Annotated in this window: 10 protein-coding genes; 7 read left to right on the top strand and 3 right to left on the bottom strand. The window is 71.3% G+C overall.

Annotation, left to right across the window (positions count from 1 at the left end; all coding sequences use genetic code 11):
* The 3 genes from H0523_RS18080 to H0523_RS18070 all read left to right on the top strand — a co-directional run.
* A partial coding sequence (locus tag H0523_RS18080) for an MFS transporter (RefSeq protein ID WP_371741556.1) occupies nucleotides 1–584 on the top strand: 584 nt, incomplete at its 5' end.
* On the top strand, nucleotides 574–2,346 hold the full coding sequence (locus H0523_RS18075; RefSeq protein ID WP_054460666.1) for an ABC transporter ATP-binding protein: 1,773 nt from the start codon (nucleotides 574–576) through the stop codon (nucleotides 2,344–2,346). The genes H0523_RS18080 and H0523_RS18075, both read left to right, overlap by 11 nt.
* The gene (locus tag H0523_RS18070) at nucleotides 2,343–4,055 is read left to right on the top strand and encodes an ABC transporter ATP-binding protein (protein ID WP_156333514.1); all 1,713 of its coding nucleotides are present in this window, start codon (nucleotides 2,343–2,345) and stop codon (nucleotides 4,053–4,055) included. Before H0523_RS18075 ends, H0523_RS18070 begins: the two co-directional genes overlap by 4 nt.
* Before the next feature lie 14 nt (nucleotides 4,056–4,069).
* On the opposite strand, the gene H0523_RS18065 is transcribed toward H0523_RS18070, so the two are convergent.
* A complete protein-coding gene (locus H0523_RS18065) occupies nucleotides 4,070–4,783 on the bottom strand; it encodes a DUF2325 domain-containing protein (RefSeq protein WP_054434919.1) in 714 nt (237 codons plus the stop codon).
* 293 nt (nucleotides 4,784–5,076) lie between these two features.
* Here H0523_RS18065 and H0523_RS18060 point away from each other — a divergent pair, with 293 nt between their 5' ends.
* Nucleotides 5,077–5,382 carry a flagellar transcriptional regulator FlhD gene (locus H0523_RS18060; RefSeq protein ID WP_054434917.1) on the top strand — a complete coding sequence of 102 codons (306 nt, stop codon included), beginning with the start codon at nucleotides 5,077–5,079 and terminating at the stop codon, nucleotides 5,380–5,382.
* Between the two features lie 112 nt (nucleotides 5,383–5,494).
* Here the strand turns inward: H0523_RS18060 and H0523_RS18055 are convergent, their stop codons facing one another.
* Nucleotides 5,495–6,778: an MFS transporter gene (locus tag H0523_RS18055; protein ID WP_054434915.1), complete on the bottom strand. Its 1,284-nt coding sequence runs from the start codon at nucleotides 6,776–6,778 to the stop codon at nucleotides 5,495–5,497.
* A gap of 104 nt (nucleotides 6,779–6,882) precedes the next feature.
* On the opposite strand from H0523_RS18055, the gene H0523_RS18050 reads away from it, so the two are divergent.
* Both H0523_RS18050 and H0523_RS18045 read left to right on the top strand, forming a co-directional pair.
* Nucleotides 6,883–7,791 (top strand): LysR family transcriptional regulator, encoded by a 909-nt coding sequence (locus tag H0523_RS18050; RefSeq protein ID WP_054434913.1) that lies wholly within the window; start codon nucleotides 6,883–6,885, stop codon nucleotides 7,789–7,791.
* 141 nt (nucleotides 7,792–7,932) lie between these two features.
* A complete protein-coding gene (locus tag H0523_RS18045; protein WP_238925048.1) occupies nucleotides 7,933–9,579 on the top strand; it encodes a mucoidy inhibitor MuiA family protein in 1,647 nt (548 codons plus the stop codon).
* Between the two features lie 28 nt (nucleotides 9,580–9,607).
* Here the strand turns inward: H0523_RS18045 and H0523_RS18040 are convergent, their stop codons facing one another.
* Complete coding sequence (locus H0523_RS18040) at nucleotides 9,608–10,831, bottom strand: EAL domain-containing response regulator (protein ID WP_054460664.1); 1,224 nt, start codon at nucleotides 10,829–10,831, stop codon at nucleotides 9,608–9,610.
* A gap of 254 nt (nucleotides 10,832–11,085) precedes the next feature.
* Between H0523_RS18040 and H0523_RS18035 the strand changes: the two genes are divergently transcribed.
* Nucleotides 11,086–12,210, top strand: a complete 1,125-nt coding sequence (locus tag H0523_RS18035) for a 3-deoxy-7-phosphoheptulonate synthase (RefSeq protein ID WP_054434909.1) — start codon at nucleotides 11,086–11,088, stop codon at nucleotides 12,208–12,210.
* Nucleotides 12,211–12,212: the final 2 nt, after the last annotated feature.

Below are 12,212 nucleotides of genomic sequence, written 5' to 3'. Positions count from 1 at the left end.
GGCAACCGGGCATGTGGCGCGCCGTCGCCATCGTCGCGCCCGCCACCGTGGGCGTGGCGCTGGCGTTCCCCATGGCGGCCCCGTGGCTGGTGGATCTGGGCCTGCAGCTGCCCCAGGTGGGCCTGGTCATCGCGGCGGCCACGGTGCTGGCCTTCACCAGCGCCGGACCGTTGGCCGGGCTGGGGCTGCGGCGCCTGCCCGCGCCGCGCGCCGTGCTGGCCAGCGCGCTGTTGCTGACCCCGCCGTTCGCCCTGCTGGCCGGCGCGCAGGGGGTGTTGGCGGCGCGGCCCTGGACGCTGTTGAGCGTGTTCGTCATCTTCAGCGCGCTGGCGGTGCAGAACGTCGCGTTCAACACCTATTTCTACAGCCTGGCGCGGCCCGGACGCGCCGCCGCCGACGTCACCTTCCTGACGGCCATGATGTCGGTGGCCGCCATGGCGGGCTTCGGCGCCAGCGGCTTCGTGGCGGCCGCCTGGGGCTATGGCGCCACCCTGGCCGCCGCAGCGGTCGGCTATGCCGCCACGGCGCTGCTGGCCTGGCGCCTGGCGCCCGCGGGCGGCAACGGGGCGCGCCATGCGCGCTGACCTGCGCCTGCTGTCCAGGCTGGCGCGCGGCGAAACGCCGCTGCTGTCGCTGGCGGTGGCGCTGGCGATCGCCGCCAGCGCGCTGGAACTGCTGCCCTACTGGCTGATCTACCGCATGGCCATGGCGCTGACCGCCCCGGCGGCCGCGGCGACCGGTTCGCTGGCGGCGCTGGCCGGCGCGCTGTTGCTGGCCGCCGTCGCGCGCCTGGCCGTATTCGGCGCCGCCAATGTGGCCTCGCACGCCGCCGCCTTCCGCATCCAGGCGCGGCTGCGCGCCGACCTGCTGCGCCAGCTCGGCCGGCTGCCATTGTCCGCCTCGCACGGGCGGGCTGGCGCCCTGAAGAAGACCCTGGTGGACGACATCAATGGCCTGGAGAGCGTGATCGGCCATACGCTGCCCGACGCGGTCGCCGGCCTGGCGGTGCCGCTGCTGGCGGCGGCCGGGCTGTTCGCGCTGGACTGGCGCATGGCGCTGGCCTCGCTGGCGCTGCTGCCGCTGGCCTTGTGGGCCTATCGCCGCAGCTTCCGCGGGCTGGACCCCATCCTGCGGCAATGGCATGCCGCCGACGCCGCCGCGAACGACGCGCTGCTGGAACACATCAACGGCATCGCCACGCTCAAGGCCCACGACCGCGCCGCGACCTCCATGACGGCGCTGCGCCAGGCGGTGCATGCGCTGGCGACGCTGGCCCACGACGTGACACGCCGCACCGCCATTCCCTATGCATTGTTCTTCGTCGCCCTGTCGACCAACCTGGCGGTGGTACTGCCCGCCGGCATCCTGCTGGCCGCGCAGGGTAGCCTGTCGCCCGCCGGCCTGCTGCTGTTCGTGACCCTGGGCGCGGGCCTGACCGCGCCGCTGCTGCGCTTGCTGGGCGCTTTCGGCGCGCTGCGCAGGCAGATGCTGGGCACGCGCCGCGTCGTCGCCTTGCTCGACCAGGCCGTGCCGCCCGCTCCTGCGCCGCGGGCGCGGCCGCCCCGTTTCGACCTGCGCCTCGAACACGTGCATGCCGGTCCGGCCGACGGTCCCGACACCCTGCACGACCTGACGCTGGCGGCCCCCAGCCCCGGCTATACGCTGATCGTCGGCCCCAGCGGCGCGGGCAAGAGCAGCCTGCTGGGCCTGTTGTATGGCGCCTGCGAACAGCGCGCCGGACGACTCGAGGTGGGCGGCGTATCCTGGTTCGAGGTGCCCGCCGCCAGCCGCGCCGAATGGGTGTCGTGCGTGTTCCAGGACATACTGGTCTTTGCCGGCACCCTGCGCGAAAACCTGCTGATCGCCTGTCCGGACGCATCCGCCGACGCCATCGCGCGGGCCGTCCGCGCGGCCGGTCTGGAGACCCTGCTGGCGCGCCTGCCGCAAGGCCTGGACACGCCCGTGGCGGAACGCGGCGCCAGCCTGTCCGGTGGCGAGCGGCAACGCCTGGCGCTGGCTCGCGCCCTGCTGGCCGACACGCCGGTGCTGTTGCTGGACGAGGCCACCTCCGCCGCCGACCCGGCCACCGAGCGCGGCATCCAGCGAGCGCTGCGGCGCCTGGCCGCGGATCGGACCGTGATTGCCGTGTCGCACCGGTTGGCGCAGGCGCCCGCGGCCGACCGCATCATCGTGCTGGACGCAGGCCGGATCCAGGGCATCGGCACGCACGCCGAGCTGCTGGCGGACTGTGCCGTGTACCGGCGCTTGTGGCGGGCCCAGGCCCGCGCCCCGGCGTGGACACTGGCGCGCGCCGAACCGGCGCCGTCCGGCGCGAGCGCGCCATGATGCCCGACTTCGGTTTCGACCTGGCCGGCCGCAAGGACCCGCGCCTGGCGCGCGGGCTGGCCTGCGGCATCCTGGCGGCCCTGGTCGAGACGCTGCCGTATCTGGTGCTGTACCACGCGCTCGGCCGCGTCATGGCGGGCAGCGCCAGCGCGAGCCTCGCGCTGCAGGTGTTGCTGGCGCTGGCGGCCTGCAATGGCGCCCTGGTGTGGCTGAAGGCGCGCGCCAACGTCCTCAATTTCGGCGCGGTATACACACTGGCGGCCGACGCGCGGCTACGGATGGCCGATGGACTCGGCCGGCTGCCGCTGGGCCGGCTGCAACAACGCCGCCGGGCCGCCATCGTCGAACTGCTGACCGGCCGCTATACCCACTATCAGGAGATCGTGGCGCGGGTCTGGGGGCTGTCGGTCGCCAATGCCGCCGTGCCGCTGTTCCTGTGGCTGCTGTTGTGCGCCCTGCAGCCCGCGCTGGCGCTGCTGTGCGCCGTGCTGGGTCCCGCCGCCTATCTTGTCATCCCCTGGTCCCATCGGCTGCTGTCGAGGGCCGATACGCGGCTGGCGGCCCTGCGCGAGCAGACCGTGGCGGCGCTGCTCGAACAGGCCGAATGCCAGCGCGACCTGCGCCAGTTCGACCGGCGCGGGGCGCGGTTGGCGCGCGCCCTGGACTTGCTGGACCGGTTGCGGCGCGAACAGATGCGTGCCGAGCTGGCGCCCGCGCCGGCGTTGCTGCTGTTCGGCTGCATGCTGCAGGCGGGCTTTGCCGCCGTGGCGCTGGCGGCGGCGCTGGGGCTCGGCGTCCGTCTGGCGCCGGTCGATTTCCTGGTATTCCTGGTGGTGTCGCTGCGCTACTTTCGCGCGCTGGGCGACCTGGGCCTGAACCTGGCCGAATTGCGCCACGCGCGCGACACGCTGGCCCATATCCGCGCCCTGGCGGCCGAGCCGCCGCTGCCGCAGCCGGCCGCGCCACGCATGCCCGTCGGCAATACCCTCACGCTTGAAGGCGTCGGCCTGTGCCATCACGGCGCGGCGCGGCCGGCGCTGGACGGCATCGATGGCGTCGTGACCGAGGGCCAGCGGGTGGCCCTGGTGGGCGCGTCGGGCAGCGGCAAGTCCACGCTGGCCAGCCTGCTGGCGCGCATGTGGGACCCCGACCGCGGCGCCATCCGCATCGGTGGCGTCGACCTGCGCGACATGGCGGCGCGGACGCTCAACCAGCGCGTCGCGCTGATGCTGCAGGAGGTCGCGCTATTCCGCGCCAGCGTCGCCGACAACCTGCGGCTGGGCCGGCCCGATGCCAGCCTGGACGAAGTCATGGCCGCCGCCCGCGCCGCCCATGCCCATGGGTTCATCGAGCGGCTGCCGCAAGGCTACGAGACGGTGCTGGACGAATCCGTGATCCGCCTGTCCGGCGGCGAACGCCAGCGCCTGGCAATCGCCCGCGCCCTGCTCAAGAACGCGCCCATCCTGGTGCTGGATGAAGCCCTGGCCAGCGTCGATCCTGAAAATGCCTGGGAGATCCAGCGAGCGCTGGACGAATTGGCGCGTGGCCGAACCGTGCTGGCGATCGCGCATCAACTGCGCAGCGTGGTCGATGCCGACGCCATCTGGGTGATGCGCGACGGTCGTATCGTCGAACGCGGCCGCCACGCCGCGCTGCTCGCGGCCAACGGGGAATACGCCCGGCTCTGGCGCGCGCAGGCGCCGGATTGATGCCGCGGACGCGTTCAGCGCGGCAGATCAGCGCTTTCGCGCGCCAGTCCCAGCGCCGTGAGCGCCTCGGGCTTGTCGACCAGCACGCATTGCTTGCCGGTGCGGGTGCAGTGATCCTTGACGCGCCAGTAGGCGCCATGGCTGACGCAGCCGGTCTGGCAGATCACCAGGTCGGCGGCGACCAGGCTGGCTTCCAACGTGTCGCCGTCGGCGCCTTCGCCGCCGCAGTGGCCCAGGTAGCGGCCGCCGGCCATTTCCACCACCTTGCGCGTCAGCATCAGGGCCATGGCGTCCTCGCCCACGCACAGCACGGACTTCTCGCGCAAGGTCGCGGCGGCGATCACCGCGGGCGCCACGGCGGGCTCGGCGGCGCTGTCGAGCGGACGCGCGCGCGCGGCGGCGGCGCGGTCCTGCCAGGCCAGGCGCTCGCGCATCAGGCTCTGCACCCGTTCCATCAGCTGCGTGACGCGCCGGGCCAGCGCCACGCGCTTGGGCAGCCCCGGAATCGCGCCCTCGAGCGCGGCGCGGTCTTCGCGCGCCCAGGCCAGCGCGGTGTCGCGCTGGATGACCGCGGCCCGCAGCTTGAGGACCTCGCCTTCCAGGTGCTGGATGCGCTGCGCCTGGGCGCTGAGCAGGCGGCTGCAGCGGCCCTGCGCCTGGCCATAGGCGGCGAGCAGCGCCGCGTGTTCGCGCTGCAGCGAATTGGGCTCCTGGAATGCTAGGGTCATCGTGGGCCTCTCGGGGTGGCGGACTACAGGCGGACGCGGGTGATGCGCCGTCCAACGTGCTGGGCATTATAAATGAGAATGCGTCTGTTTCAGAATATGAGGATATGCCGAATCCGAGTACAGGGAAATCCATTACTGACGGCCCCTGATCGCTTAAATATGATCGACAAACCATATCGGCACGCAAGCCCTCGCGGGCTTGACTAGACGCCCATACAGGACGCCTCGCGCCTTGCCTGTTCCTGGCCCGTGCAACCGCCGGGTCGCGGATTCAATGAAGTGAGGGGCACCCGATGCCGCGATCAACCGAACTTCTGCGCGATATCCACGAAACCAATCTGATGTATCTGCTGCTGCAGCGGATGGCCCGCACCGGCAACCTGCCGGCGATGGCGGGCATGCAGATATCGGAACGCGCCTGTCAATGGCTGGCAGGCCTGAAACACGAGGAGCTGGCGCGGCTGGCCAAAAGCAGCGTGGTGCTGGCCCAGCTGAACCTGGCGCCGCACCTGCTGCTGGCGACGCTCAGCCAGGGCATGGAGGCCACCCTGGCCGCCGAGGCCCCGGTCGAGGCGCCGCCGGTCCGCACCCCAGCCTAGTTGCCGGCGCCGAAAGGCCGATGGCGCCGACGCCGAAAGGCGCGATGGCCACGCGCCCGAAGGCACGTGGCCGGCGACGCATGCCCGCCCGTCAACGGGACATCCAGGACGCTCAGGACGCGCCCCGCTCCACCGCGGAGGCCGGCGGCACGCGCGCCGTGCGCCAGTAGAGCGCCGCGCTGATGGCCAACGCCGCCGTCAGCAGGCTGCCGGCCATGGCCGCCACGCCGGGCCAGCCGCCATCGGTCCAGAAGTGGCCGCCCAGCGAGCCCAGCACGCTGGAACCTACGTAGTACACCAGCAGGTACAGCGCGGCCGCCAGCGCCTTGTAGCCGCGCGACATCTGGCCGACCCAGCCGCTGGCCACCGCGTGCGCGGCGAAGAAGCCGAAGGTGAAGACGACGATGCCGGCGACCAGCACCACCAGCGTGTCCGACAGGGTCAGCAGCAGGCCCGCCAGCGCAATGCCGGTGCCCGCCGCCAGCATCGCGCCGCGGCCGTGGCGATCGGCCAGGCGGCCGAAGTAGGTCGAGGCGAAGATGCCGACCAGGTACACCACGAAGATGAAGCCGATGAAGGTCTGGCTCAGCGAGAACGGCGGCGCCAGCAGGCGGAAGCCGACGTAGTTGTAGACGGTGACGAAGGCGCCCATCAGCAACCCGCCCATGGCGAACAGGCCGCACAGCGGGCCATTGCGCAGGTGCGCGCCGATGCCGTCGCGCACGTCGCCGGCCACGCCGGCCCAGCCGCGCGAACGCTGCGGCGTGAACCGGCGAGAGGCCGGCAGCAGCCAGATGAACAGCAGCGCCGCGACAATGCCCAGCAAGCCCAGCGTGCCCAGCGCCGCGCGCCAGCCGAAATGATCGGACACCAGGCCCGTGATGACGCGCCCGGACAGGCCGCCGAAGGCGCTGCCGCTGATGTACAGCCCCATGACGAAACCGAGCGTGTCGGGTTCGACCTCTTCGGCCAGGTAGGCCATGGCCACCGCCGGCACCCCGCCCATCGCCACGCCCTGCAACGCGCGCAGCACCAGCAGGCTGTGCCAGTCGGGCGCCACCGCCGCCGCCGTGCCCAGCACGGCCGAGGCGAACAGCGACAGCGCCATGATGCGCTTGCGCGGCAGCGCCTGCGAAAACAGCCCCACCAGGAAGATCGCCACGGCCAGCAGGCCGGTACAGAGCGACAGCACCAGGCTGCTCTGGGCCGGCGACACGCCGAAGGCCTGGGTGAACAGCGGCATCAGCGGCTGCACGCAATACAGCAGCGAAAACGTGGAAAAGCCGGCCGCGAACAGCGCCCACTGGGCGCGCCGCAAGGCCGGCGTGCCGCGCGCCAGGTATTCGGCCTGGGGCGCGGCGGAGGAAGATGGGGGAACGGCTGAGGCGGTGGACATCGGAATTCTCGAAAACATCGGGCAACGGACCCGTGCGATCAAGGTAGACTTTTCCCCTGCATATGTCCAATATATGAAACCGGCACTCCCTATATTTTAAAACGATGGAACTCAGGCACCTGCGCTATTTCACCGTGGTCGCGGAAGAACTGCACTTCACCCGCGCCGCCGCCCGGCTGGGCATCGGCCAGCCGCCGCTGAGCCAGCAGATCCAGCAGCTCGAGCGCGAGATCGGCACCGCGCTGTTCCTGCGCCTGCCGCGCGGGGTCGAGCTGACCGAGGCCGGCGCGCAGTTCCTGGAAGACGCCCGCGCCATCCTGGCCAGCGCCGACCGCGCCATCGACACGGCCCGCCGCCTGGGACGCGGCGAGCACGGCGCCATCACGGTGGGCTTCACCGCCTCGGCCGTGTTCCACCCTTACCTGCCGCGCGCTATCCGCGCCTTCCGCGACCGCTATCCGGACGTGCGCATCAGCCTCACCGAAAGCAACACCGTCAGCCTGCTGCGCGGCCTGCGCGAGAACGCCGTCGACGTCGCCTTCGTGCGGCCGCCGTACGTGCTGGATCCGGAATTCGAGGCCGAGCGCGTGCTCGACGAACCCATGCTGATCGCCCTGCCGCCCGACCATCCGCTCAGCCGCAAGCGCAGCGTGCCGATCGCCGCGCTGGCCGACCAGGATTTCGTGCTGTACCCCCGCCCCATCGGCGCCGGCCTGTACGACGCGATCCAGAACGCCTGCCTGCGCGCCGGGTTCACGCCGCGCGTCATCCAGGAAGCGCCGCAGATGGCCTCGATCGTCAGCCTGGTGGCGGCCGGCGTCGGCATCTCGATCGTGCCCGCCGCCATGCGCCACATGGGCGCCCAAGGCATCGAGTACCGGCCGATCAAGGGCGACGCGCCCCACGCTCTGCTGGACATGGCCTACCGCCGCCACGACCGCTCCGTCGCCGCGCGCAACGCGGTCGAGATGCTGCGGCGGCTGGCGCATCCCGAGCCGTCCGCGCCCGCCTGAAAACAGGGCGGTATCGCCCTGTCGCTTTTGTCATCTTCTGTAAACCCGTGCCCCGCCGCGCCCTGTAAATTGTCGCGCTATCGCCGCTGCGACCCTCTTCACCGGAAGGCCGGCCGGCGCAACCTGCCTATAGGTGCACACGTGCAACGTACTCTTCTGGCCGTGGCCATCGCCACGCTCCCCGGTCTGGCCGCGGCGGCCGGGCTGGCCTCCTCCATCGGCGCGGTGACGGTCTACCAGGACCGCGCTGTCGTCACCCGCGCCGCCAGCAGCGAACTGCCGGCCGGCGAACACGAGCTGGTCCTGGAAAAGCTGCCCGCCAGCCTGCAGGAAAACTCGCTGCAGGTCTCGGCCAAGAGCAGCGGCCAGGCCACCCTGCTGGACGTGCGGGTGCGTGATGCCTTCCAGGCCGATACCGCCAACGAGCGCGTCAAGCAGCTGGAAGACCAGATCCGCAAGCTCCAGGGCCAGCAGGCCGCGCTGGACGACGAGGCGGCGGTGCTGGACAACCAGCGCGAGCTGGTGGCGATGATGCAGCGCGGTGCCACCGAGCCGGCCAAGGACGGCCCGCGCCCGACGCTGGACGAGCTCAAGGCGATCCAGGCCCTCAGCGCCGACACGCTCAGCCGCACGCTCGCCGGCCTGCGCCGCGTGGCCGAGCAGCGCGACGACCTGGAGCGCCAGCTGTCCGCCGCGCAAGGCGAGCTGGGCCAGTTGCAGGGCCAACTCAACCGCCGCACCAAGACGGTCACGCTGCGCGTCAACCTGGCGCGCGCCGGCAAGCTCGATCTGAACGTGTCCTATGCGGTGGCGGGCGCGCGCTGGACGCCGTCCTACGATGCGCGCCTGCGTCCGGCCGACCGCAGCGTCGATCTCGGCTATTTCGGCGTGATCCGCCAGAACACCGGCGAAGACTGGAACAACGTCAAGCTGACCCTGTCCACCGCCCGCCCGGCGCTGGGCGGCGGCGCGCCCAAGCTGAATCCGTGGATCATCGACGTGGCGGCGCCGCCCCCGCCGATGCCGGCCCCGGTGGCGGCCGCGGCGCCGGCCATGCGCCCCGAGCCGCGGGCCCGCCAGAGCCCCAAGGCGGCCTACGCCGAGGCGGCCGCCGCCGACATGGCGCCCGTCCTGGAAGAGGCCAAGGTCTCGACCGCCGAGGTCCAGTCCGAGGCCACCAGCGCCTCGTTCCAGATCCGCCAGCCCGCCACGCTGCCGTCCGACAACAGCACGCAGCGCGTCGCCATCACCACCGCCAAGCTGCCGGCCACGCTGCAATACCAGTCCACCCCGGCGCTGCGCGAGGCCGCCTTTCTGACCGCGCTGGCCAACAACAACACCGAATACCCGTTCCTGGCGGGCACGCTCAACACCTTCCTGGAGGACGCCTTCGTGGCCGCCTCGTCCATGAAGCCGGTGATGCCCGGCGAAAAGGTCGAGCTGGCCCTGGGCGCCGACGACGGCATCTCGATCAAGCGCCAGCTGGTCAACCGGTTCACCGAAAGCACCGGCTTCTCCGGCAACGGCAAGCGCGTGACCTACGAATACAAGATCACGGTCAAGAACAACAAGGCCACCAAGGAACAGGTGAGCTTCAAGGACCGTCTGCCGATCTCGCGCAACGAGAAGATCGAGGTCAAGCTGCTGTCGCCGGCCGACCGCGACATCAAGCGCGAAGACGATGGCGTGCTGGTGTGGAACTGGGACATGGAGCCCGGCAAGTCGCGCGACGCGGTGCTCAAGTTCTCGGTCGACTATCCGGGCGACATCGACGTGGCCGGTCTCTGAGCGGCGATCGCGGCGCCGCCGGCCGGCCTCATTGCCGGCGGCAGAATGCGATGAAATCGGCCGGGGCCAGCGGCATCGAAATGCCGTAGCCCTGCGCCAGCGTGCACCCCAGCTCGCGCAGCAGCAGGATGTCGCGCTCCTGCTCGACCCCTTCGGCCACCACCCGCCGTCCCAGCACCCGCCCCATCTCGATGGCCGCCGCCACCACCGCGCGCGAGGCCGGCTCGCGGTGCATGTGGACGATGAAGTCGCGGTCGATCTTCAGTTCGGTGAACGGCATGGCCGAGAACAGCCGCATCGAGGCGATGCCCGCGCCGAAATCGTCCATGGCCAGCTCGAAGCCGCGCACCCGCAACAGGTTCAGGGCCGACGACAGGGCCAGCCAGTCGGTGACCGGCTCGTCCTCCGTCAGTTCCACCTTGACCAGCCGCGCTGGCAGCCCGGCCTGCGCCACCCGCTGCTCCAGGCCGTCCGGCAGCCCCGGCGCGCACAGCGTCGAGGCCGAGGCATTGATCGCGATCGGCACCGCGATGCCTTCGGCGTGCATCTCGGCCAGCACCTCGACCACGCAGTCGGCCACGCGATTGAACAGCGTCCGGTCCAGCCCCAGGCGGTGCGCCGCCGGCACGAAGTCGACCGCCGGAATGGCGCCCAGCGTCGGATGATCCCAGCGCGACAGCGCCTCGGCCGCCACCGCGCGGCCGGTGGTCAGGTCCACCTGCGGCTGCAGCACCACGCTCATGCCGTCGCCGGAATTGAGCGCGCGGCCCAGCTCGGCCTCGATCACCTCGCGCCGCACCGCGGTGCGGCGCGGCGACGCCGTATCGTCGTCCAGGCTGTGCAGCGCCGTCTTGATGGCGTGCTGCATGGCGGTGCGCGTCACCGGCTTGGCCAGCGCCTGCGACGACGGGCAGCCGGCCTGCAGCGCCAGCCGCACATGCGATTGCAACAGTTCGTCGGAAAGGCTGCTGATCCAGACGATCGGCGGCATGCTCTTGAGCCGGCCGCCGTCAACCAGCTGGCGCAGTTCGTTGGGCAGGCGGGTGCCGTCGCCCTCGCCCATGACGATGTCGCTGATCACCACATCGTAGGCCTGGCGCGCCAGGGCGCCGATGGCCTCGGCGCTGCTGCCGACCCCGGCCACCCGCCGGTACCCCAGGGCCAGCAGCATGTTCTGCAGATACGCCCGCTCCACCGGGTGGTCTTCCACCAGGAGAATCCGTCGAGAGGCGCCGGCGTCGGATTTGGGCATCGGTCATGTCCTCGGGCGTATCGGCATGCGGTGACCCTGGCTTGGGCCGCCAGGCCGGGGCGCGGTCGCGGGAACGCGTTGGGTCAATGCTAAGGCATCTTCCCCCACTGTAGCGCCACCGAACACGTCCTAGGCCCATTTGCCGCCCGGTCGCCATCGATCGTCCTAGGGCACACGGGGACATAGCCCGGACGGACGACGCCCGCCGGTGCGATAATGGCGGTCTTTCCCGCATCTACGGCACGGAGCTTCCCTTGACCCGCATTGACGATCCCCTGCACGACCGCGAGGTCGGCACGGCCGACGCCACCCAGGACAACACCCGCACGGACGACACCCGCATCAGCGCCGTGCGTCCGCTGATCTCGCCCGCCCTGCTGCAGGACGAGCTGCCGGTGTCGGCCGAGATCCAGACGCTGGTCGAGGACAGCCGCGCCCGCATCGCCGACGTGCTGCACGGCCGCGACGACCGCCTGGTGCTGGTGGTCGGCCCCTGCTCGATCCACGACCACGGCCAGGCCATGGAATACGCGCGCCAGCTGCGCGCCGCCGCCGACCAGTACCGTGACGACCTGCTGATCGTGATGCGCGTGTATTTCGAGAAGCCGCGCACCACCGTCGGCTGGAAGGGCTACATCAACGACCCGCGCCTGGACGGCAGCTTCCGCATCAACGAAGGCCTGCGCCGCGCCCGCGAACTGCTGCTGGACATCAGCGGCCTGGGCCTGCCGATCGCCACCGAATTCCTCGACCTGCTCAGCCCGCAGTACATTGCCGACCTGATCGCCTGGGGCGCCATCGGCGCGCGCACCACCGAAAGCCCCAGCCACCGCCAGCTCAGCTCCGGCCTGAGCTGCCCGCTGGGCTTCAAGAACGGCACCGACGGCGGCGTGCAGATCGCGGCCGACGCCATCGTCGCCGCCAGCGCCAAGCACGCCTTCATGGGCATGACCAAGATGGGCATGGCCGCCATCTTCGAAACCCGCGGCAACGAAGACACCCACGTGATCCTGCGCGGCGGCAAGCAAGGCCCCAACTACGACGCGGCCAGCGTCGACGCCTGTTGCGCCGTGCTGCGCGCCGCCGGCCAGCGCGAACAGGTCATGATCGACTGCTCGCACGCCAACTCCAACAAGTCGCACCTGCGCCAGGTCGACGTGGCCCGCGACATCGCCGCCCAGCTGTCCCAGGGCGACAGCCGCATCACCGGCGTGATGATCGAGAGCCATCTCGAGGAAGGCCGCCAGGACCTCAAGCCCGGCCAGCCGCTGCGCCATGGCGTGTCGATCACCGACGCCTGCCTGGGCTGGAGCCAGACCCTGCCGGTGCTGGACCTGCTGGCCGACGCGGTGCGCCAGCGCCGCGCCAAGGCCGCCTGAAG

The sequence above is a fragment of the Achromobacter insuavis genome, assembly GCF_902859645.1.
GTDB classification, from domain to species: Bacteria; Pseudomonadota; Gammaproteobacteria; order Burkholderiales; family Burkholderiaceae_B; genus Achromobacter; species Achromobacter insuavis.
Note: the sequence above shows the minus strand (reverse complement) of the source record. Positions and strands in the feature narration are given on the sequence as shown.